Source organism: Cellulomonas chitinilytica, from assembly GCF_016862675.1.
GTDB lineage: Bacteria > Actinomycetota > Actinomycetes > Actinomycetales > Cellulomonadaceae > Cellulomonas > Cellulomonas chitinilytica.
The window spans coordinates 11975-33592 of sequence record NZ_BONK01000020.1 but is presented as its reverse complement, the minus strand read 5'-3'; the positions used below and the strand labels follow the sequence as shown (position 1 = coordinate 33592).

The 21618-nt window shown below is 73.4% G+C and carries 22 protein-coding genes and 1 tRNA gene; 12 read left to right on the top strand and 11 right to left on the bottom strand.

Annotated elements, in window-relative coordinates:
* The first annotated feature begins 16 nt into the window (after positions 1-16).
* The gene (locus Cch01nite_RS21265; protein WP_203758515.1) at positions 17-943 is read left to right on the top strand and encodes a carbohydrate ABC transporter permease; all 927 of its coding nucleotides are present in this window, start codon (positions 17-19) and stop codon (positions 941-943) included.
* Positions 943-1842, top strand: coding sequence for a carbohydrate ABC transporter permease (locus Cch01nite_RS21260; RefSeq protein ID WP_203758514.1), 900 nt, complete (start codon positions 943-945; stop codon positions 1840-1842). The genes Cch01nite_RS21265 and Cch01nite_RS21260 overlap by 1 nt, the downstream gene beginning before the upstream one ends.
* A 3-nt stretch (positions 1843-1845) precedes the next feature.
* On the opposite strand, the gene Cch01nite_RS21255 is transcribed toward Cch01nite_RS21260, so the two are convergent.
* The gene (locus Cch01nite_RS21255) at positions 1846-2454 is read right to left on the bottom strand and encodes a hypothetical protein (protein WP_203758513.1); all 609 of its coding nucleotides are present in this window, start codon (positions 2452-2454) and stop codon (positions 1846-1848) included.
* 166 nt (positions 2455-2620) lie between these two features.
* Positions 2621-3055 (bottom strand): MarR family winged helix-turn-helix transcriptional regulator, encoded by a 435-nt coding sequence (locus Cch01nite_RS21250; protein WP_239071189.1) that lies wholly within the window; start codon positions 3053-3055, stop codon positions 2621-2623.
* An 80-nt stretch (positions 3056-3135) separates the two neighbouring features.
* Between Cch01nite_RS21250 and Cch01nite_RS21245 the strand changes: the two genes are divergently transcribed.
* The gene (locus Cch01nite_RS21245) at positions 3136-5049 is read left to right on the top strand and encodes an ABC transporter ATP-binding protein (RefSeq protein ID WP_203758511.1); all 1914 of its coding nucleotides are present in this window, start codon (positions 3136-3138) and stop codon (positions 5047-5049) included.
* A 29-nt stretch (positions 5050-5078) separates the two neighbouring features.
* Positions 5079-5435 carry a VOC family protein gene (locus tag Cch01nite_RS21240; RefSeq protein ID WP_239071187.1) on the top strand — a complete coding sequence of 119 codons (357 nt, stop codon included), beginning with the start codon at positions 5079-5081 and terminating at the stop codon, positions 5433-5435.
* A gap of 4 nt (positions 5436-5439) precedes the next feature.
* Here the strand turns inward: Cch01nite_RS21240 and Cch01nite_RS21235 are convergent, their stop codons facing one another.
* Genes Cch01nite_RS21235 through Cch01nite_RS21220 form a run of 4 tightly spaced genes read right to left on the bottom strand, consistent with a single transcriptional unit; the run spans position 5440 to position 9083 of the window.
* Positions 5440-6585 (bottom strand): hypothetical protein, encoded by a 1146-nt coding sequence (locus tag Cch01nite_RS21235; RefSeq protein WP_203758510.1) that lies wholly within the window; start codon positions 6583-6585, stop codon positions 5440-5442.
* A gap of 3 nt (positions 6586-6588) precedes the next feature.
* Complete coding sequence (gene dcd, locus Cch01nite_RS21230) at positions 6589-7164, bottom strand: dCTP deaminase (RefSeq protein ID WP_203758509.1); 576 nt, start codon at positions 7162-7164, stop codon at positions 6589-6591.
* Between the two features lie 54 nt (positions 7165-7218).
* Complete coding sequence (locus tag Cch01nite_RS21225; protein ID WP_203758508.1) at positions 7219-7923, bottom strand: response regulator; 705 nt, start codon at positions 7921-7923, stop codon at positions 7219-7221.
* On the bottom strand, positions 7920-9083 hold the full coding sequence (locus Cch01nite_RS21220) for a sensor histidine kinase (protein ID WP_203758507.1): 1164 nt from the start codon (positions 9081-9083) through the stop codon (positions 7920-7922). Before Cch01nite_RS21220 ends, Cch01nite_RS21225 begins: the two co-directional genes overlap by 4 nt.
* A 317-nt stretch (positions 9084-9400) precedes the next feature.
* Here Cch01nite_RS21220 and Cch01nite_RS21215 point away from each other — a divergent pair, with 317 nt between their 5' ends.
* Positions 9401-11863 carry a glycoside hydrolase family 94 protein gene (locus Cch01nite_RS21215; protein WP_203758506.1) on the top strand — a complete coding sequence of 821 codons (2463 nt, stop codon included), beginning with the start codon at positions 9401-9403 and terminating at the stop codon, positions 11861-11863.
* 29 nt (positions 11864-11892) lie between these two features.
* Positions 11893-12885 carry an aldose epimerase family protein gene (locus Cch01nite_RS21210; protein WP_203758505.1) on the top strand — a complete coding sequence of 331 codons (993 nt, stop codon included), beginning with the start codon at positions 11893-11895 and terminating at the stop codon, positions 12883-12885.
* 24 nt (positions 12886-12909) lie between these two features.
* On the opposite strand, the gene Cch01nite_RS21205 is transcribed toward Cch01nite_RS21210, so the two are convergent.
* The 3 genes from Cch01nite_RS21205 to Cch01nite_RS21195 all read right to left on the bottom strand — a co-directional run bounded on the left by Cch01nite_RS21205 (position 12910) and on the right by Cch01nite_RS21195 (position 14415).
* The gene (locus Cch01nite_RS21205; protein ID WP_203758504.1) at positions 12910-13203 is read right to left on the bottom strand and encodes an NIPSNAP family protein; all 294 of its coding nucleotides are present in this window, start codon (positions 13201-13203) and stop codon (positions 12910-12912) included.
* 81 nt (positions 13204-13284) lie between these two features.
* Positions 13285-13662 carry a hypothetical protein gene (locus tag Cch01nite_RS21200; RefSeq protein ID WP_203758503.1) on the bottom strand — a complete coding sequence of 126 codons (378 nt, stop codon included), beginning with the start codon at positions 13660-13662 and terminating at the stop codon, positions 13285-13287.
* A gap of 150 nt (positions 13663-13812) precedes the next feature.
* Complete coding sequence (locus Cch01nite_RS21195) at positions 13813-14415, bottom strand: GNAT family N-acetyltransferase (RefSeq protein ID WP_203758502.1); 603 nt, start codon at positions 14413-14415, stop codon at positions 13813-13815.
* Between the two features lie 125 nt (positions 14416-14540).
* Between Cch01nite_RS21195 and Cch01nite_RS21190 the strand changes: the two genes are divergently transcribed.
* The 4 genes from Cch01nite_RS21190 (at position 14541) to Cch01nite_RS21175 (ending at position 17204) form a co-directional block, all read left to right on the top strand.
* Positions 14541-14614: transfer RNA gene (locus Cch01nite_RS21190), tRNA-Gly, on the top strand.
* Positions 14615-14665: 51 nt separating this feature from the next.
* The gene (locus tag Cch01nite_RS21185; RefSeq protein ID WP_203758501.1) at positions 14666-15034 is read left to right on the top strand and encodes a DUF5984 family protein; all 369 of its coding nucleotides are present in this window, start codon (positions 14666-14668) and stop codon (positions 15032-15034) included.
* Positions 15035-15059: 25 nt separating this feature from the next.
* Positions 15060-15746 (top strand): hypothetical protein, encoded by a 687-nt coding sequence (locus Cch01nite_RS21180; RefSeq protein ID WP_203758500.1) that lies wholly within the window; start codon positions 15060-15062, stop codon positions 15744-15746.
* Positions 15747-15824: 78 nt separating this feature from the next.
* Positions 15825-17204, top strand: coding sequence for a pyridoxal phosphate-dependent decarboxylase family protein (locus tag Cch01nite_RS21175; RefSeq protein WP_203758499.1), 1380 nt, complete (start codon positions 15825-15827; stop codon positions 17202-17204).
* A gap of 28 nt (positions 17205-17232) precedes the next feature.
* Here Cch01nite_RS21175 and Cch01nite_RS21170 read toward each other — a convergent pair whose 3' ends face one another.
* Together Cch01nite_RS21170 and Cch01nite_RS21165 are read right to left on the bottom strand one after the other, a co-directional pair.
* Positions 17233-17385 carry a hypothetical protein gene (locus Cch01nite_RS21170; protein ID WP_203758498.1) on the bottom strand — a complete coding sequence of 51 codons (153 nt, stop codon included), beginning with the start codon at positions 17383-17385 and terminating at the stop codon, positions 17233-17235.
* Positions 17386-17534: 149 nt separating this feature from the next.
* Positions 17535-17909 (bottom strand): YybH family protein, encoded by a 375-nt coding sequence (locus Cch01nite_RS21165; protein ID WP_203758497.1) that lies wholly within the window; start codon positions 17907-17909, stop codon positions 17535-17537.
* A gap of 128 nt (positions 17910-18037) precedes the next feature.
* Here Cch01nite_RS21165 and Cch01nite_RS21160 point away from each other — a divergent pair, with 128 nt between their 5' ends.
* Both Cch01nite_RS21160 and Cch01nite_RS21155 read left to right on the top strand, forming a co-directional pair.
* The gene (locus Cch01nite_RS21160) at positions 18038-20659 is read left to right on the top strand and encodes a circularly permuted type 2 ATP-grasp protein (protein WP_203758496.1); all 2622 of its coding nucleotides are present in this window, start codon (positions 18038-18040) and stop codon (positions 20657-20659) included.
* Entirely contained in the window at positions 20656-21579 is a 924-nt protein-coding gene (locus Cch01nite_RS21155) for a transglutaminase family protein (RefSeq protein WP_203758495.1), read from the top strand. Before Cch01nite_RS21160 ends, Cch01nite_RS21155 begins: the two co-directional genes overlap by 4 nt.
* Positions 21580-21618 lie beyond the last annotated feature (39 nt).

The following is a 21618-nucleotide window of genomic DNA, read 5'->3' as shown; positions in this document are numbered from 1 at the left end:
CGAACGGAGACCTCTCATGGTCACAGCAGCAGCGACCCGACCGGGGAGCCGCGACGTCGCGGCACCGACGCCCCTCAGGATGCGGCGCGCCAAGGTCCCGCGGACCTTCTACCTCTTCCTCCTGCCCACGCTCGTCCTGTTCACGCTGGCCATCACGCTGCCGGCGGTCATGGGCATCACGCTGAGCTTCACCGACTCGGTCGGGTTCGGCGAGTTCCAGTTCACCGGGCTCACGAACTACATCGCGCTGTTCTCCGACCCGGCGATCCGCAGCTCGTACCTGTTCACGATCGGGTTCGCGCTGGTCACCGTGCTGGTGGTCAACCTCGTCGCGTTCCTCCTGGCGGTCGGGCTGACCGCCAAGATCCGGGCGAAGATCGCGCTGCGCGCCGTGTTCGTGCTGCCCATGGTCATCTCGGGCATCGTCATCGCGTACGTCTTCAACTTCCTGTTCTCCAACTCGCTGCCGCAGCTCGGGCAGGCGGTGGGCATCTCGGCGCTGGAGCAGAGCCTGCTCGCCAACCCCGACCTGGCGTGGATCACGATCGTGATCGTCACGGCCTGGCAGGCGATCCCGAGCGCCCTGCTCATCTACATCGCGGGCATCCTGTCGATCCCCGGCGAGGTGTACGAGGCGGCGTCGATGGACGGAGCGACGGCGGCCCGGCGACTGGTCTCCATCACCCTGCCGCTCGTCGCCGGGTACGTGGTCATCAACCTGGTCATCGGCTTCAAGAACTTCCTGAACGCCTACGACATCATCGTCGGCCTGACCAACGGGGGTCCCGGCACGGCGACCCGCAGCGTCGCCATGACGATCTTCTCCGGTTTCACCGGCGGCGACTACGCCTACCAGATGGCGAACGCGACGATCTTCTTCCTCATCGCCGTGGTCCTCGCCGTGATCCAGCTGCGCCTCAACCGCGGAAGGAGTGCGTTCTGATGACTGCCCAGACGCTGCTCACCACCACCCCCGCCCAGGTCCAGGTCCGTCCTCGCCGGCGCTTCGGCCGCCGGGGCGGCGAGGACCGCCCGAGCTGGCGCACCACGACCGTCCTGCTCGTGTGCGCGGTCGCCGTGTTCCTGCCGCTCTACGCCACGCTCACCATGGCGTTCAAGACGACCGCCCAGACGGTCGACGGTCAGGTGTTCTCGCTGCCGGCGCCGTTCAGCGTGGACGGGTTCGTCGAGGCGTGGAAGCTCACGAACTTCCCGCGCGGCTTCGCCATCTCGGTGTTCGTCACCGCGGTGACGGTCGTCGGCACCGTGCTGCTGGCGTCGTTCGCGGCGTACGCGATCGCACGGAACTGGGACCGCTCGTTCTTCCGCTGGTCCTTCTTCTACCTGCTCGCCGCGATGTTCCTGCCGTTCCCGGTCCTCGCGCTGTCCCAGGTCAAGCTCACCGGGATGGTCGGGCTCGCGAACCCGGTCGGCGTCGCCCTGCTGCACGTGATGTTCCAGCTGTCCTTCAGCGTCCTGCTGTTCACGGCCTTCATCCGGGGGCTGCCCGAGGAGCTCGAGGAGAGCGCCCGGCTCGACGGCGCGACGACGTGGATGGTGTTCCGGCACATCGTGTTCCCGATGATGGCGCCGATGAGCGCGACGGTCGCGATCTTCGCGTTCCTCGCCTCGTGGAACGACTTCATGATGCCGTCGCTCATCACGGCCGACTCCACGCTGCAGACGCTCCCGGTGCTGCAGAGCGTGTTCCAGACGCAGTTCAGCAGCAACTACAACGTCGCGTTCGCGTCGTACCTCATGGCGATGGCGCCCGCGATCATCGTCTACCTGTTCACCCAGCGGTGGGTGATGGCCGGCGTCACGCAGGGCGCCATCAAATAGGCGTCAGCCGAGCCCGAACACCACCGGCGGCGCGGCCGCGCCGGCCACGCCGAACGCGATCGAGTACGTCCCCGCCCCGGGCGCGGGCAGCCCGTCGGGGCAGCCCGCGGCCGACCGGACGCGGTTCCAGGCGAGCTGCTGGGCGTCGGCCCCGTCGGGTCCGGGGCTCAGCAGCAGCGAGCGGGTCTCGGTCCCGGTGGCGACGCAGTCCTGGTTCGACCAGACGCGGTCCTCGCCCGAGGTGATGACGATCTGGCGCTGGGCCTCGCCGGCGTCGACGAGGCACGGCTCGGACCCGGTGTTGGCGATGGTGACGGTGAACGCGGGGTTGACGCCCGCGGGGAAGGACTCGGCGGCCGCGGCGACGGTGAGCGCGAGGTGGTCGGGCGTGCACGCGAGGATGCCGCCGGTGGTGCTCGTGGGCGTCTGGCTGGCCGTCGGCGCGGTGCTGGTCGTGTCGGACGCCGCGGCGGGGGTGTCCGCGCCCGAGCCTCGTCCGGCGACGAGCCACACCACGAGCACGACGAGCAGCAGCGGGATGCCGAGCACCACGAACCGGCGCACCCAGTAGACGCGCGCGGGGAGCCGCCCACCGGGTCGTGCCTGGCTCATCGGTCCCCCCGTCGTCCGTCGCGCTGGTCCGTACCGTCTCGTCGACCCGACCGTCCTCGTCGACGCGCGACCACCCTAGGTCGGCGCCCCGGAGTGCGTCGGCTCGACGCGCGGACCCTACCGGAGCCGGGTCGGTCCGGCCGGTGCGCGCCCGCTCCCTGGCGGCTCACCCGGGGCGGGGTGCGCCCATCCGCCGGAGCATGTCGAGCAGCCGCGCGCGCTCGTCGGCGTCGAGCCGGGCGAGCCGTTCGGCGGCACCGCTCTGCCTCCGCGCGGCGATCTCGTCGAGCACCGCGCGGCCTTCCTCGGTGAGCTCGACGAGCGTGGCGCGCCTGTCGTTCGGGTCGTCGACGCGGCGGACCCACCCGTCCTCCTCGGCCTGGTCGACCTTGGAGGTGACGGAGCGGGGCGCGACGTCGAGGGCGACCGCGAGCTCGCCGAGCCGGCGCGGGCCGTCGCAGCGGGAGAGGGTGCGCAGGAGCCGGACCTGCCCGGGGGTGGTGCCGAGCGGGGAGCCGGCGTGGGCGGCGTCGCGGTGCAGGCCGCGGACGACGGCGTACAGGAGCTCGAGGAACTCCCCGGGGTCGTCGTGCGTGGTCACGGCCGCGAGCGTACCGCAGTTGTGAGGTAGCCACATAGTGAACTAACCTCAGCATCGGCCGAGTACGGACGGAGGCCACCATGACCATGAACCACCCCGCCCCCGGGCGCGGCGGCGCCACCACGATGCGCGGTTTCTTCAAGGACCGCTCGGTGAGCGACCACAAGCTCACGCGCGCCACCCTGCGCCGCATCCTCACGTTCGCCCGGCCCTACCGGGGCCGCCTCGCGGTGTTCCTGCTGCTCATCGCCCTTGAGGCCGCCGCCGGCGCGGTCACCCCGATGCTGTTCCGCACCCTCATCGACGACGGCATCGCGAACTCCGACACCCGGCTCGTCCTCGGCATCGCCGCGGTCGTCGTCGCCCTCGCCCTGTTCAGCGCCGGCCTGTCCGTCGCCGACCGGTGGGTGTCGTCCCAGGTCGGCGAGGGCCTCATCCTCGACCTGCGCACCGCGGTGTTCGACCACGTGCAGCGCATGCCGCTCGCGTTCTTCAGCCGGTCCCGCACGGGCGCGCTCGTGCAGCGGCTCAACGGCGACGTGCTCGGCGCCCAGCAGGCGTTCACCTCGACGCTCCAGAACACCGTCAGCAACGGCCTCACCGTCGTGTTCGTGCTGGCCGCGATGTTCTCGATGTCCTGGCAGCTCACCGCCCTCTCGCTCGTCCTGCTCCCCGCGTTCGTCTTCCCCGCCCGCTGGTTCGGCAAGCGGATGGCCGTCATCACCCGCGAGAGCTACGACCTCAACGCCGACGCCGCGCAGATCATGAACGAACGGTTCAACGTCGCCGGCGCCCACCTCGTCAAGGTGTTCGGCGACCCGGCCCGCGAGTCCGCCGCCTACGCCGCGCAGGCCGGTCGGGTCCGCGACATCGGCGTGCGGCGCGCGCTGCTCTCGACGTGGTTCCGGGTCGGCCTGACCACGCTCGCGTCCGTCGCGATCGCGATCATCTACGGCCTCGGCGGCGTCATGGCGATCCGCGGCGAGCTCACCGTCGGCGTCGTCGTCGCGATGGCCGCCTACCTCGGCCGCCTGTACGGGCCGCTGACCAGCCTGTCCAACGTGCAGGTCGACGTGATGACCGCGCTCGTCAGCTTCGAGCGGGTGCTCGAGGTGCTCGACCTGGAGCCGACCGTCGCGGAGAAGCCGCACGCGTCCGACCTGCGCGCCGCGGTCCGCCAGACCGGCGCGTCCGTCGAGCTCGATCACGTGACGTTCCGGTACCCCGGCGCCGACGACGTGTCGCTCGCCTCCCTCGAGTCCGTCGCCGCGCTGCGTCACGACGTCACGCACGACACCCTGACCGGCGTCTCGTTCACCGTCCCCGCCGGGCACATGGTCGCGCTCGTCGGGCCGTCCGGCGCCGGGAAGACGACGATCTCCCAGCTCGTCAGCCGCATGTACGACCCGACCGCGGGCACGGTCCGCGTCGCAGGCCAGGACCTGCGCGACGTCACGTTCGAGTCGCTGCGCGCGACCGTCGGCGTCGTCAGCCAGGAGGCCCACCTGTTCCACGACACGATCGCCGGCAACCTCCGGTTCGCCCGCCCGGACGCCACCGACGCCCAGCTCGTCGCCGCCCTCCGGCAGGCCCACGTCTGGGAGCTCGTCGAGTCGCTGCCCGACGGCCTCGACACCGTGGTCGGCGACCGCGGCTACCGGCTCTCGGGCGGCGAACGGCAGCGGCTGGCGATCGCCCGGCTGCTGCTCAAGGCCCCCGACGTCGTCGTGCTCGACGAGGCCACCGCGCACCTCGACTCCGAGTCGGAGGCCGCCGTCCAGGTCGCGCTCGACGAGGCCCTGCAGGGCCGCACGTCGCTCGTCATCGCGCACCGCCTGTCCACCGTCCGGCAGGCCGACGCGATCGTCGTCGTCGAGCACGGCCGCGTCGTCGAGCACGGCACGCACGCCGACCTGGTCGCCCGCGGCGGCCTCTACGCCGAGCTGTACCGGACGCAGTTCCGCGGCCACGACGACGAGCCGGCGGTCGCCTGACCTGCACCTGCGCCCGTACGCTGCGGCGCATGATCGGAACCATCGACGAGGTCGTCGTCGACTGCGCCGACCCGGGGCTGCTCGCCCGGTTCTGGGCGGGCGTGCTCGGCGGCGAGCCGCGGGCGCGCGACGACGACTGGCACTACGTCCTCCCGCCCGGCTGGACGCAGCTGTCGTTCCAGCGCGTCCCCGAGGGCAAGGTGGTGAAGAACCGCCTGCACCTCGACGTGCTGGTCGACGACATCGAGGCCGCGACGGCGCAGGCGGAGGCCCTCGGCGCCACCCGCCTCGGCCCCGTGCACTCCGCCGCACCCGGCACGTTCCAGGTGCTGCAGGACCCCGAGGGCAACGAGTGGTGCGTGGTCAGGCCGAACCCGCGACCCTGACCGGTCAGAGGTCCGCGGGGTCCACCAGGAAGTCGGCCTCGTCGGCGATCTCGCCGCCGAGCTCGGCGTGCAGCGCCCGCGTGACCGCCTGCACCTGAGGAGAGGCCCGGCCCCGGGCGACGCGGTGCTCGAACGACGGCTTCTCCGCCTCGAGCTCCTCGACGAGCAGCGGCTCCCAGTGCACCCGGTACGCGACCACACCGTTCGCCGTCCACGGCAGGGCCCGCATCAGCGGCGGCACCTCGGTCTCGAAGGACGCCTCGACGCTGATCGTCCCGTCCACGGCGAGGTCGACGAGCACGCCGTACGACTCCGGGGTCGGGGGCGCCGCGAGCATGAGCTCGTCGTACGCCGCGGCCTCCGCGTAGAGGCGCGCACGCTCGGCCTCGTCGGACACGCCGGACCGCTCCAGCGCGGCACGCAGCCCGCGTCCGCCCGCCTCCGGCAGGAACGCCGGCACCCCGTCGCCCGCCCGGCCGGCACCCGGCATCGGCCCGGTCCACGACGACGACGGGGCGGCCTCGGACAGCCGTGCCCGCGACACGACGGACTGCACGACCGCGAGCGCCTCCTCGGGCTCCAGCCAGCGGTTCGCGAGCAGCGTGAGGTCGATGGCCGCGTCGATGTCCGGGGTGAGGATCGCGCCCGACCCGCCGATGCGGACCGCTCCGCCGAGCCGCCGCGCGGCGGCGACGAGCCACTGCACGACCCGCTCCTCCTCGCGGACGGGCATGCCGTCGGGGAACGCGCGCTTGAGGCCGTCGCGGTCACCGCCCGGGTACGGCGGCCGCCCCCGCTCGCGCGGGCAGTCGAGGTCGTACACGACGGCGGTCGACGGCGGCAGGCCCAGGCTCACGCAGTCCTCGGCCTCGACCAGGTACGGGCCGCGCAGCCGCGACAGTCGCGCGAGCCGCAGGGCCGGGGCCGTGGGCGTCGTCGGCGACACCGCCCGGATGCCGAACGCGGCGGTCACGGGCCGCATGATCCCGCGCGTCTGCGGCGCCTCCTCCTCGGCCTCCTCCCAGCGTGCGGTGCCGAACCGGCTGAGCGCGAGCGTCTCGACCTCGTCGGCACCGATCCCGTCCGGCAGGGCGAGCAGGTGACGGTTGCGGAGCTGCGGGTCGGCGGCGACCAGGCGGGGACTCGTCACGCGTCAGACCTCGGTGCGGTGGAAGTTCTGCCAGGACCGCGACGCGGTCGGGCCACGCTGCCCTTGGTACCGCGAGCCGTACCCGGCGGCGCCGTACGGCTGCTCCGCGGCCGACGAGAGGCGGAAGAAGCACATCTGCCCGATCTTCATGCCCGGCCAGAGCAGGATCGGCAGCGTCGCCACGTTCGACAGCTCGAGCGTGACGTGCCCGGAGAACCCGGGGTCGATGAACCCGGCCGTCGAGTGCGTCAGCAGGCCGAGGCGGCCGAGCGACGACTTGCCCTCGAGCCGCGCCGCGACGTCGTCGGGCAGCGTGACCTGCTCGTACGTGGACCCGAGCACGAACTCGCCGGGGTGCAGCACGAACGGCTCGCTCGGCTCGACCTCGACGAGCCGCGTGAGCTCGGGCTGGTCGATCGACGGGTCGATCACCGGGTACTTGTGGTTGTCGAACAGCCGGAAGAACCGGTCGAGCCGCACGTCGATGCTGGACGGCTGGATCATGGCCGGGTCGTAGGGCTCGAGGGCCACCCGGCCCGACTCGAGCTCGGCCCTGATGTCACGGTCGGAGAGCAGCACGGGGTAAAGGTAGTCGGTCGTTCTGTGCGGTTCCGCCCCGGCGCCGACCCGTGGTCACCCGAGGTCCGCATCCCGTACGAGGAGCGCGATCTGCGTCCGGTTCTCCAGCCCGAGCTTGAGCAGGATGCTCGACACGTGCGACTTCACGGTCGGCACGCTCAGGTACAGGTCACGGCCCACGTCCGCGTTCGACGCGCCCCGCCCGATCGCCAGCACCACGTCGCGCTCCCGGGCGGTGAGCCGGCCGAGCACGGCCCTCGCGTCCTCGCGGGCACCACCCGTTCGGGCGGTCGTGTCCATGAGACGGCGGGCGACCCGCGGCGACAGCACGGGCTCCCCCGCGGCGGCGGCGTGCACCGCGTCGACGATCCGGGCGGGCGGGGTGTCCTTGAGCAGGTACCCGCTCGCGCCGGCGGCCATCGCGCCGTCGATCTCGTCCCCGGTGTCGAACGTCGTCAGCACGACGACCGCGGGCGGCCGGGGCCGCGCCCGGACCGCCCGGGTCGCGGTGATGCCGTCGACGCCCGGCATCCGCAGGTCCATCAGCACGACGTCCGCGGCGTGCGCGTCGAGCACCGCGGGCACCTCGCCCCCGTCCGTCGCCTGACCGACGACCGCGATCCCGTCGGCGCCGTCGAGCATCAGCACGAGGCCCGACCGGACCAGGGCGTCGTCGTCGACCACGACGACCCGCACGGTCGGACGCACCGCCCCGTCAGTCGTCACGCTCGCCACCCGGCTCACCACCTCGCTCGTCATCGGGACCACGGGACCGACGCCGTCAGCACGAACCCGTCGTCGCTCGGCCCGGCGTCGAGGCGGCCGCCGAGCAGCTCGACCCGCTCGGCGAGCCCCACGAGCCCGGTTCCCGACCCCTCGCCATTGGGCCCGACCAGACTGCCACCGGTGCCGCCGCGACGGTGGTCGGCCACCCGGACCGCAACGCCGTCGTCCGAGCGCGTCACGTCGATCCGCACCCGGCTCCCGGGCGAGTGCCGCCGGGCGTTCGTCAGGCCCTCCTGGCACGCCCGGTACACGGCCAGGCCGACGGCGGGCGGCACGTCGAGGTCGTCGGGCGCGGACAGCTCGACGTCCGTCCCGGCGAGGCGCGACTCCTCGACGAGCCGGGCCAGGTCCCCGACGCCCGGGGTGGGCCGCAGCTCGTCGGGCGCCGACCGCAGCACACCGATCACCTCGCGCAGCTCCGTGAGCGCCTCCCCCGCGCTCGCCCGCACCACCCCGGCGGCCTGCGCCACCTGGGCGGGCGTCAGGTCCGTGCGGTACTCCAGCGCGCCCGCGGTCGTCGCGAGGAGCGACAGCCGGTGCGCGAGCGTGTCGTGCATCTCGCGGGCGATCCGGGTCCGCTCCGCGAGCCGCGCCTCGTCGACCCGGCGGGCCTGCTCCTGCTCGGCGCGCACCGCCCGCTCCCGCCACGCGGCGACGAGCTCGGCGCGCGTCCGTGCGTACGCCCCCCAGCCGAGCAGCGCGGCGTGCACGGCGACGTCGCAGAGCAACCACCAGCCATAGGGCATCCCCGGCGGCCGCCACAGGCCCTGCACCGCGTGCCCGACGACGCTCGCGGCCGCCACCGTCCAGGCCGTCCGCACGGGGTGCAGCCGCCCGGCGGCGAGGGTGCCGGCCGTCGCCGCCGGCGTCGCTGCGGGGCTCAGCGCCGCGAGCAGCCCGAGCAGCAGACCCGCCGGGAGGGGGCGGTCGCGCACCAGCAGGAGGGCACCGAGCGAGAGGATCCCGACAGCGACGTCGACGGCGGCAGGGACGGCGGTCGACCCCTGCGTGATCGTGGTCCACGTGGCCGCGACGGTGAGGAGCGCGAGCCCGGCGAGGGCCGGCGCGACGCTGACGAGGGACACCCGCGCGGCGGATCCGGGCGGGCACTCGGGCTGCGGGAGGGACGTCATGGCCCCGAGCCTAGGAACGTGCTCTGACCTGGTCGACCGACCTCGGTAGGGGGTGCGTGCGACGTCCGGACCGGGCGGCGACGCCCGGCACGCGGTGCCGGTGCCGCTCCCGACCGGCCGACGGGCCTCCACGGAAGGGTGACAGGGGCCGTTCCGTCCGGGCGGGGCGGCGGCTATGCTCTCTCCGTGAGATCGCGTGGGAGCGCTCTCGCAACGACCAGAAGTCGCGTCGGCCCCAGACGCGTGGCCGGCAGCGGTGCCGGCGCGCGTGCACGCGGATCCGGCTCCGACGCTCAGCGCACTCGAGAGGCAAGTCCATGCGGTTCGGCCACTTCGACGACGACGCACGTGAGTACGTCATCACGACGCCCCACACGCCCTACCCGTGGATCAACTACCTGGGCAACGAGCAGTTCTTCTCCCTCATCTCGCACCAGGCCGGCGGCTACACGTTCTACCGCGACGCGAAGATGCGCCGCCTCACGCGGTACCGCTACAACAACATCCCCGCCGACGCGGGCGGCCGCTACTTCTACGTGCACGACGCCGGCGACGTGTGGACCCCGTCCTGGCTGCCGGTCAAGGCCGACCTCGACCACTTCGAGGCCCGTCACGGCCTCGGCTACTCGCGCATCACGGGCGAGCGCGGCGGCCTGTCCGTCGAGACCCTCTACTTCGTGCCGCTCGGCGAGAACGCTGAGGTCCAGAAGGTCACGCTGACCAACACGTCCGACGCGGCGAAGACGGTCACCCTCTTCTCGTTCGCCGAGTTCTGCCTGTGGAACGCGCAGGACGACCAGACGAACTACCAGCGCAACCTGTCGATCGGCGAGGTCGAGGTCGAGCAGGACTCCCCGCACGGCTCGGCGATCTACCACAAGACCGAGTACCGCGAGCGCCGGGACCACTACGCCGTCTACGGCGTGAACACGCAGGCCACGGGCTTCGACACGGACCGCGACACGTTCGTCGGGGCGTACAACGGGCTCGGCGAGGCGGCCGTGCCGCGCGCCGGTGTCTCGTCGAACTCGGTCGCCTCGGGCTGGTACCCGATCGGCTCGCACTCGGTGGACGTCACTCTGGAGCCCGGCGAGTCCCGGACCCTGACCTACGTGCTCGGCTACATCGAGAACCCGGACGACGAGAAGTGGGCCGACGACGCCCACCAGGTCATCAACAAGGCCCCCGCGCACGCGCTGCTGGGCCGCTTCGCGACGACCGAGCAGGTCGACACGGCGTTCGACGCCCTCCAGGCGTACTGGACGAACCTCCTGTCGACGTACTCGGTAACGTCCGACGACGAGAAGCTCGACCGGATGGTCAACATCTGGAACCAGTACCAGTGCATGGTCACGTTCAACATGTCGCGCTCGGCGTCGTTCTTCGAGACCGGCATCGGCCGCGGCATGGGCTTCCGCGACTCCAACCAGGACCTGCTCGGCTTCGTGCACCTCATCCCCGAGCGGGCGCGCGAGCGGATCATCGACATCGCGTCGACCCAGTTCCCCGACGGCTCGGCGTACCACCAGTACCAGCCGCTCACGAAGCGCGGGAACAACGACATCGGCTCCGGCTTCAACGACGACCCGCTGTGGCTCATCGCCGGCGTGGCCGCGTACGTCAAGGAGACCGGCGACTTCTCGATCCTCGACGAGCAGGTGCCGTTCGACAACGAGCCCGGCTCCGAGGTCTCCCTCTTCGAGCACCTGACGCGCTCGTTCCAGTTCACGGTCGACAACCGCGGCCCGCACGGCCTGCCGCTCATCGGCCGCGCCGACTGGAACGACTGCCTCAACCTCAACTGCTTCTCGACGACCCCGGGCGAGTCCTTCCAGACCACCGAGAACCAGTCGGGCGGCGCCGCGGAGTCCGTCTTCATCGCCGCGCAGTTCGTCCTCTACGGCGCCGAGTACGCCGAGCTGGCGGCGCGTCGTGGCCTCGACGACGTCGCCGGGCAGGCCCGCAAGTACGTCGACGAGGTCCGCGAGGCCGTCCTCGAGCACGGCTGGGACGGCCAGTGGTTCCTGCGCGCGTACGACTACTACGGCAACAAGGTCGGCACGGACGAGAAGCCCGAGGGCAAGATCTGGATCGAGCCGCAGGGCTTCGCGACGATGGCCGGCATCGGCGTCGACGGCACGTCGCCCGAGTCGCCCGCGATCAAGGCGCTCGACTCGGTCGGCGAGATGCTCGGCACGCCGCACGGCCTGGTGCTCCAGTACCCGGCGTACACGACGTACCAGATCGAGCTCGGCGAGGTCTCCACGTACCCGCCCGGGTACAAGGAGAACGGCGGCATCTTCTGCCACAACAACCCGTGGGTCATCATCGGCGAGACCGTCGTGGGCCGCGGTGACCGCGCGTTCGACTACTACAAGCGGATCACCCCGGCGTACCGCGAGGAGATCTCGGACACGCACAAGCTCGAGCCTTACGTCTACGCGCAGATGATCGCGGGCAAGGAGGCGTCGCGCGCCGGCGAGGCCAAGAACTCGTGGCTGACCGGCACGGCGGCGTGGAACTTCGTCGCGGTGTCGCAGTACCTGCTCGGCGTGCGGCCCGACTACGACGGCCTCGTCGTCGACCCGCAGATCGGCCCCGACGTGCCGTCGTTCACGGTCACGCGCGTGGCCCGTGGCGCGACGTACGAGATCCACGTGACCAACTCGGGTGCCCGTGGCGCCCGTGGGTCGCTCACGGTCGACGGCACCCCGGTCCAGGGCAACCACGTCCCCTACGCGGCCGCCGGCTCGACCGTGCGCGTCGAGGTCACCGTCTGACCCTCCGGGGTTCGACGAGGTCACGCATCATGACGGCACTCCAGGATGTCGAAGCGCTTCCGTCCCTCGCTGCCCGCGGGTCGGCGGAACGTGTCCTCACGCTGCGCAGCTCGTCCTGGGAGCTCGACGTGGTGCCCGGCACCGGTGCGTCGCTCGCAGCAGGTCGCATCCGCACGCCCGACGGCGTGTGGCGCGACCTGCTGCGGCCCACCCGGCGCACCGCCCTCGGCGAGGCCGAGAAGTGCGCGAGCTTCCCGATGGTGCCGTGGTCCAACCGCATCCGTGACGGGCTCCTCGCGTTCGCCGGGCGAACCTGGCAGCTCCAGCGCAACGGCGCCGACGGCACCGCCATCCACGGCACGACCCGGCACCACGCCTGGGACGTCGTGGAGCAGCTCGACGACCGGGTGGTGCTCGAGCTCGACACGTCACAGCTCGTCGGCATCAACTTCCCGTGGAAGTTCCGTGCGCAGATCACCTACGCGCTGACCGGCAACCGGCTCACCGTCGGGACGTCCCTGCGCAACATCGACCGCGAGTCGTTCCCCGCCGGGTTCGGGCACCACCCGTACCTGCAGCGCACGCTGCGGCCCGTCGGCACGCCCAGCCCGACGGAGCCCGGCAACCCGCTGCTCCAGGTGCCGCTGCGCCAGGGCTACTCGCTCGTCGACGCCATGGCCGCCGGACCCGCGGGCGAGATCCCCGCACGCGCCGACTTCCGCGACGGGCGCCCGCTCGGGTCCCGGTTCGTCGACGACGTGCTCACCGGGTGGGACCCCGGCGCGCCGATCCGCATCGCGTACGAGGACGCCGGTGTCGACGTCGACGTGCACGCCGACCCGATCTACTCGCACCTCGTCGTGTACGCGCCGCGCCGCCGCTCGTACTTCGCCGTCGAGCCGGTGACCAACGTGAACGGCGGCTTCGCGCTGCACGCCCGCGGCGTGCCCGGCACCGGGGTCTTCGTCCTGGAGCCCGGCGAGGAGCAGTCCGGCGCCTTCACGGTGACGGTCCGCGCCTGACCCCACCACGGGCGGCCAGGGCCGTCAGGCGCTGGTGAGGTCGCCTCGTTCGTCGGCGACGACCGTGGCGACCGTCGCGAGGAACGCGGCGAATCCCGGGAGGTCTGCGCCGCGGGCGCGGGACGTGTCGAGGTCCGCGGCCGTGCGCCACTCGATGACGTCGAGCCACTGGCCGTCCGGCAGGGCGATCAGCCGGGAGTCGACGAACCCCTCCCGCTCGGCGCGGAACTCGTCGACCATCCGCCGGCGGGCGTCGAGCATCTCCTGCGTGCGCCCGTCACCCACCGTGAACCGCACCAGCTCGACCGTGCTGCCCATCGCCGCCTCCGTGGTCGTCGTCCGTCCCGAGCGAAGGTCAGTCCAGCACGCACCTCCGACAGCTGTCAGGAGGTGCCGACGTCAGGGGTGCAGGCCCATGAACCCCGTGACGACGAAGAGAGCCGCGCCCACGACCAGCACGGCGACCGGCGTCAGCACGAGCGCACCGGCGAACACGATCCAGTAGACCGGGGTCCGCTGCCCCTCGGCCCTCGACCGCCGCGTCGCCCACCACGCGGCGAGCGCACCGCCGGCGACGAGCACGACGAGCCCGAGCGAGACCCTCATGAGGAGCCACGGCAGCGCGGTCACCGCCGCGACCAGCACCATCCGCCGCAGCATGCCCACCTGCGACGTCGGCTCCAGCCCGCGGGTCCGCGACCCGCACGCCGCACAGATCGTCTCGGCGACGGGGACGCTCCCGCGCAGGCACCCCCGCTCGGCGCACAGGTACCGCATCCGACACCCCCGAGCCGCGGTCGCCGTCCGCGCCGCACGGCGTTTGTAGCCGACGGCCGACCACCGGCGCCGGGAGATCGCGGGTGAACCGTGGGACGACGGCCACCTACCACCCGCTCGGCGGCACGACGTCAGCGGCGACCGCCGACGTCAGAGGTCGAGCGTGAGGGTGGCGCCCCAGTCGTGGGTGCGGGCCCGCTGGAAGCCGACCCGCTCGTAGAACGCGATCGCGCCCGTGTTGCGGACGTCGACGCCCAGGTGCAGGCCGGTGACACCCCGCTCGCGCAGCGCCCCGGACAGCGTCTCGATGAGCCTGCGGCCCCAGCCCTGGCCCTGCGCGCGGGGCAGCAGGTCGATGTGCATGTGGGCCGGGTGGGTGTCGTAGAGGGTGTCGTCGGCGGCCTTCCAGTCGTGGATCCGGTCAATCAGCACATGGTCCTCGGTGCCGTCGCCCGGGTCGTCGACCCGCGGGTGCTGCGTCCGCAGCGTCGGCCACCAGTGCTCGTCGAGCCACCGCTCGAAGCCGAACGTGTCAGCGGTCGCGACGATGTAGCCGACCACGCCGAGCTCGTCCACGACGACGAACGTCAGCCCCGGGTCGGCCACCGGGTACGGGCCGGCGTACAGGTGCGGCAGCAGGTCGGGGTTGCGGTACAGCGCCGACGCGTCACCCCCGGCGGCGCCGGTGAGCAGGCAGATCCGGTAGATCGCGCCGAGATCGGACGGGTGGTACGGGCGGAGCGCGGCGGGCATGGGGTCGAGGTTTCCACACGGGCCCGGTGCCCGGTCGACGAATTCGGGACCGGCTTCGCGGCGTGGGGCGTCCCGGGTATGCTGTCCGGGCCGACCAGGGCACCACGTGCCTCTGGGATCGACATGCGGGTGTAGTTCAATGGCAGAACATCAGCTTCCCAAGCTGATAGCGCGGGTTCGATTCCCGTCACCCGCTCCACCACAGCGAGGCCCTGTCCAGGACGACGATCCCGGCCGGGGCCTCTCGCATGTGACACCACGTCCGAAGGACGTCGACGCCCGCAGGAAGCGTCTCCCCCGAAGCCTCGCCCATCACGCGACGTCGGCCACCCAGATCGTCCGTACCGACGTCACGGGTGGCCTGGCCGGGGGCAACGCGGTCATCCCGGCGTACCTGCTGGCACGACAGTCCTCGCACTGGTTCGCGCTCACCGACGGCTGGTACTGGATCGACGTGCAGGGCCACGAGCTCCTGAGGTACCGCGACGGGGCGGTCCGCCGCTGGGACCTGGAGCGGCCCCACCCCGACTACTTCGTCGGGTGCGCACAGGATGAGGCCCGTGCCTGTGCGTCGGGAGCACGTACCCGTTGCCCTCGGGGCGTGTCGGACGGACACTGACCGGATCACCGGTCGGAGGTCCATCATGCGCACCCGTCCCGCCCCCAGCATCCCTGACGTCCTGCCCGAGCTGCGGCCCGGCAGGCATCGCCGCCCCGAGCAGGGCGGCTGCCTCATGGAGTGGACGAGCGTGCTCGCGGGCGAGCGCTGGAGCGACCACCCCACGTGCACGCACCCGCTCCTCGCCCACCTGGCGCGGTCGGTGAACGACCTCGTCGAGGACGGCTCCCGGATGCGCCTGACGCACCTGGTCCCGGACCTCGTCGGCACGGCGAGCGACGACCCGGCGTGGTCCCTGGAGATCGCCGACGTGGCCGCCCGGCACGCCCTGCCCGTCGCCCGCGCGCAGGACGCACGTGTCCTCGCGGTCGCGCTCATCACCCTCGACCGGCTCCTGGAGCCCGTCGACGGGCGGGCGTCCGGCAAGCGCCGGCGCACGACGGACGAGGCGCTCGCGAGGGTCCCCGTCGACGCCGCGTGGGCCGAACGGTTCACGCGGGCGATGGGCCGCCCGCGCCGGACCCGCGACCTGCCGCGCGGGGTCGTCGACGTGTCGCTCGCCGCGGTGGCGACGGGGCCGAGGTGCGACGAGGACCTCGTCGCGATGCTGGTCGACGCGGTGTCGACGTGCCGGGCGATGCTGCCGTCGCGGGAGGACCGCGAGGGTGCCGGCTCGGCGACGTGGCGGGAGCTCGCCGGCGCACGGGCCTGACCGTCGCGGGGCGTTGACGCCCGTCCAGGACGCGAGAACACTCGCAGAGGTGCACCCCGGTCCGGGCGACGGCGCCCGATGACACCCCGCGACGACTACCGCGACCCGCTGGCGGCGGCGCTGCACCGCGGGCTCGGCTGGCTCGACCAGATGCCGGAGCGGCCCATCCCGCCGGGCGTGGACGGCGAGGCCGTCAAGGACGCCCTCGGGCGTGAGCTGCCGCAGTCGACGCAGGACGCGCGCGAGGTCGTCGAGCGGCTCGCGGACGCCGTCGAGCCCGGGCTGCTGGCCAGCCAGTCGCCGCGGTTCTACGGGTGGGTCATCGGGGGCACGTACCCGGTGGCGCTCGCGGCGGACTGGCTGACGGGCGCGTGGGACCAGAACGGCGGCATGCGGTACGCGAGCCCGAGCACCACGGCCGTCGAGGACCTGGCCGCGCAGTGGCTGCTCGACCTGCTGGGGCTGCCGGCGCACTCGGGGGTCGGGTTCGTGACGGGCGCGACGACGGCGAACTTCGTCGGGCTGGCCGCGGGCCGGGAGCACGTGCTGGCGAAGGCCGGCTGGGACGTCAACGCGCACGGCCTCGCGGGCGCTCCGCGGGTGCGCGTGCTCGCGGGTGCGGAACGGCACGGGTCCGTGGACCTCGCGCTGCGGTACCTGGGCCTCGGGGCGGCGACGCTCGTGCCGGCCGACGACCAGGGCCGGATCGTCGTGGACGCGCTCGCGGACGAGCTGGCCGCCGGTGACGGGCCGACGATCGTGTGCCTGCAGGCGGGCAACGTGCACTCCGGGGCGTTCGACGACGTGGGCGCGGCGGTCGCGGTCGCGCACGAACGGGGCGCGTGGGTGCACGTCGACGGCGCGTTCGGGCTGTGGGCGGCGGCGTCGCCCCGGCTGCGGCACCTCACGGCGGGCTACGAGACGGCGGACTCGTGGGCGACGGACGCGCACAAGACGCTCAACGTGCCGTACGACTGCGGGGTGGCGATCGTCGCGTCGCCGCAGGACGCGCACACCGCGCTCGGGGTGCGCGCCGCGTACCTCGTCGCCGCGGAGGGGTCGACGGACCCGCACGAGATGGCGCCGGAGATGTCGCGGCGGTCGCGCGGGGTGCCGGTGTGGGCGGTGCTCGCGTGGCTCGGGCGCGACGGGGTCGCGGCGCTGGTCGACCGGCTGGCCGACGGGGCGGCCGCCCTGGCACGCGGGCTGGCGGACGTGCCCGGCGCCGAGGTGGTCAACGACGTCGTCTACACGCAGGTGTGCGTGGCGTTCGCGGACGACGCGACGACGGGTGCCGTCTCGGCGGCGCTGCGCGACGAGGGGGTCGCGTACGCGTACCCGTCACGCTGGCGCGGGCGGGACGTGGTGCGGTTCTCGGTGAGCAACTGGGCCACCGGCCCGGACGAGGTGGCGGCGACGCTCGACGCGGTCCGCCGGGCCGTCGCGACCGTCGGCTGAGCGCGGACGGTCGCGACGACGGTCGACGTCAGTCGCGCGAGCGCTGCGTCGGGATGTCGTTGACGCGCTGGCCGTCCAGGGCGCGGCCGGCCACGACGAGCGTCTCGGTCTCGCCGAGGAACGGGTTCGCCGACTCGAACGTGTCGACGGTCGCACGCGGGGTGGTGGTGCTGGTGTCCATGGGGACCTCCTCTTCCAACGGCTCTCAGTTCACATCGGCCGTTCAGCACCGTAGTAAGACGTTCGTCCAAGATCCACTCGCGCGCAGGTGCGACACCGCGCTGACCTGCTCGATTGCCTCCAGCATGTGAGAAACCCGACAGTTGTCGGTCACTGCGGCGCCTGCGTGTACGGCTTGTCCGGCCAGTAGGCCCACTCCTCGAACCACGACGCCCGGCCCTCGGCGTCGAACCGGACGACCCACAGGTCCCGGTACTCCTGCGGGCGGTCGCCGCCGTAGTGCACCTCGACCCGCACCACCGCCGTGTCGCCCTGGACGGCGACCGGCTCGGCCGTCATCTCGAAGGGCGTGTCGTCCTCCCAGAAGTCCCGGATCGCCGCCAGGCCCCGCAGCGGCGGGTCGTCGTACGGGCTGCGCAGGTACGACGCGTCGTCGGCGAACAGGCGACCGACCGCATCGACGTCCCGCTCCCGCCACGCCCGCTCGTACTCCCCCACCCACGTCATGACCGCACCGGGGTCCATGTGCCACCTCCCGCTCGCTCGGACTGTCGGCTCCGAGTCTGGCCCGAGGCCCACCGACCGGCACCGCGACACGTCCACCCAGCGCGCCGACCTGCGCGTCCGCGTCCCGCGTGGGTCAGACTCTCCGTGTGACCGACCTGCTCTCGTCGCCCCGGCCGCGCCTGGACCAGCCCAGCGCGCCCGCGGTCGGCGACGGGCCGGTGCACGCACCGGACTGGTCCTGGCTCACCGACCCGGCCGACGAGCCGACGCCCGCCGACCTGGCCCGCGCCCGGGACGCGAGCGACCTGCTGCTCGCCGAGCACGGCGTCACGTACGGCACGGACCAGCTCGACGGCGCACGCCCGTGGCTCCTGGACCCCGCGCCCGTCATCGTCGACGAGCCGGAGTGGTCGCGGCTCGACGCGGCGCTCGTCCAGCGGGCCGAGCTCCTCGACGCCGTCCTGCAGGACGTCTACGGCGCCCGCCGCCTGCTCACCGACGACCTGCTGCCGCCGACCGTCGTGCTCGGCCACCCCGGGTTCCTGCGGGCCGTCGACGGCCTGCGGATGCCGGGCGGGCGCGAGCTCGTCCTCACGGCCACCGACCTCGTGCGGGACACCGACGGCGGGTGGTGCGCGGTCGGCGACCGGACCCAGGCGCCGTCGGGCGCGGGGTACGCGATGGAGGACCGCCGGGTCGTCGCGCAGGTCATGGCCGGGGTGTACCGGCAGGCGCCCATCCAGCGGCTCGGGCCGTTCTTCCAGGCGATGCGCCTCGCGCTGCGGGACGTCGCGCCGGGCGGCGTCGAGCAGCCGCACGTGGTGCTGCTGACGTCCGGGCCCGCGTCGGAGACGGCGTTCGACCAGGCGTACCTCGCGTCGATGCTGGGCCTGCCGCTCGTCGAGGGCAGCGACCTGCTGGTCCGGGAGGGCCGGGTGTGGATGCGCGGGCTCGACGGGCTCGAGCGGGTCGACGTGGTCCTGCGGCGCGTCGACGCCGAGTGGTGCGACCCGCTGGACCTGCGGACCGGCTCCCGGCTCGGCGTCCCCGGGCTCGTGCGGGCCGTCCGGCACGGGAACGTGAGCATCGTGAACCCGCTCGGCTCGTCCGTGCTCGAGAGCCCCGCGCTGCTGGCGTACCTGCCGCGGCTGGCCCGCACCGTGCTCGACCAGGACCTCGCCCTGCCGTCGGCCCCGACGTGGTGGTGCGGCGACGCGACGGCCCGGCAGCACGTGCTCACGCGGATGACGGACCTGGTGCTGCTCCCCGCGACCCGCGGCACGGGCGCGGGCGCGGTGCTCGGCTGGACGCTGAGCCACCGGGAGCGCGCCGAGCTCGCCGCGCGCGTCGAGGCGGAGCCGTGGGCGTGGGTCGGCCAGGAGGCCGTCGGCCCGGCCGGGCCGGTCGTCGACGAGACCGCGGTGGGCGTCGGCAGCGAGCAGCCGGCGGCGGCCGGGACTCCCGGCCCCCGGGCGGCGGTCCTGCGCACGTACGCCGTCGGGCACGGCTCGTCGTACACGGTGATGGCCGGGGGCCTGGCCCGGGTGGCCGACGACCACGTCGTCTCCTCGGCGACGGGGGCGACCGCGAAGGACGTGTGGGTGCTGGCCGCGCACGCCGACACCGACGCCGCAGCGCCCGACGAGGCACCCACGGAGCTCGTCAGCCCCCGCCGGCCCGCGACCGGCATCTCGCCGCGCACGGCCGAGAACCTCTACTGGATGGGCCGGTACGCCGAGCGTGCCGAGGACCAGGTGCGGGTGCTGCGGGTCGTCGTCGACCGCTGGGACGACTTCCACCGGCGGCCCGCCTCCGCCGGCGGGCGGGCGCTCACCGTGCTCATCGACGCGCTCACGGCCGACGTGGACCCCACGGCACCCGCGGCCGACGAGCACCACGCGTCCCTGTTCGGCGACCACCCGCGCACCGCCGGCGACGGCACCCCGGCGTTCCGGGCCCTCGTCCTCGACCCGACCACGCCGGGCACGGTGGCCCGGTCGGTCCGTCGTCTCGCCGCCGCGGCGGCCGCCGTCCGCGACCAGCTCTCCACGGACACGTTCATCCCGCTCGCCCGGATCGAGCGCGCGCTGCGCGACGAGCGCGCCCGGTCCCGCAGCCGGTCCCGGTCGGCCGAGACGCTGGACCTGGGGGCGACGACCGACGCGCAGACGGTCACCGTCGGGCTGCGGCCCGCGCTCGACCGGGTCCTCGAAGGTCTGCTCGCCGTCGCCGGCATCAGCGCGGAAGGGCTCGTCCGGGACGTCGGGTGGCAGTTCCTCGACGCCGGACGGCGCGTGGAGCGCGCGCAGCACCTCGTCGAGAGCCTGCTCGCCACGCTCGTCGACCGGCGCCCCCGCGGCGTCGAGCGGCTCGTGGTCGACTCCGTGCTGCTCACGCAGGAGTCGGCGATCACGTTCCGCCGCCGGTACCAGTCCGACGGCGGTGTCGCGGAGGTGCTCGACCTGCTGCTGCTCGACCCGTCGAACCCGCGCTCGTTGCGGTACCAGGTGCAGCGCCTGCGCGAGGACCTCGTGGCCGTCCCCGGCCCGACGCCGACGCACCTGCTGTCCGACGTCGTCGACCTCCTCACCGAGCTCGACCCCGCCACCGCGGCGACCACCGTGTCCGACGACGGGCGCCGCACCCGGCTCGCCGAGACGCTCGACTCGATCCTGTGGCGGCTGCGCGCCGCGTCCGACGAGATCGAGCGCCAGCACTTCGTCCGCCCGGTGCCGAGCCGCCCGCTCGAGGACGCGTGGGACGCATGAGCCGCGCCTACGACCTCGTGCACCGCACCACGTACGAGTACCCGCAGCCCGTCACCGACTCCTACGGGCGCACGACGATCACCCCGCGGGACCTGCCGGGCCAGACGGTGCACGAGACCGCGGTCGTCGTGGACCCCGCCCCGGCCGACACCGCGACGTACGTCGACTACTTCGGCAACCGGACGACGTTCTTCGGCGTCACCACCCCGCACACCCGGCTGGTCGTGACGTCCCGGTCGTCGGTCGAGGTGTCCCGCGTCGCCCCGGACCCGGACACCCTGCCGACGGTCGCGTGGGAGGACGTCGCCCGGGCCGTCGCCGACGGCGCGCTGGAGGTCGCGGCCGTCGACGAGCAGGCGCTCGTGGGCCTGCGGGAGGCGGTCCTGCCCTCGACGCACGTGCGGCTCGTCGACGAGGTCCGCGCGTGGGCGGAGCCGACGTTCACCCCGGGTCGGCCGCTCGCCGCGGTGCTCGTCGACCTCGCGCACCGCATCCGCACCGAGCTGACGTACCGCTCCGGCTCGACGACGGTGCACACGACCCAGGCCCAGCTCCTCGCGCAGGGCGCCGGGGTGTGCCAGGACTTCGCGCACCTGATGATCGCCGCGCTGCGGCTGCACGGCCTGCCCGCCCGGTACACGAGCGGGTACATCGAGACCCGGCCGCCCGCCGGCCGGGAGAAGCTGCGCGGCGCGGACGCGTCGCACGCGTGGGTGTCCGCGTGGCTGCCGGGCGCCGGGTGGGTCGAGATCGACCCGACGAACGACCAGCTCGTCGACGACCGGTACGTGCTGCTCGGCTGGGGGCGTGACTACGGCGACGTGCCGCCGCTGCGAGGCGTGATCTTCACGGAGGGCTCCGGTGCGCACCCGACGGTCGCCGTGGACCTGGTGCCGGCCGGCTCGGTGCCGTTCGAGTGAGAGAGTGCGCCGGGAATGTCCCGGTGTCACATTTCGGTC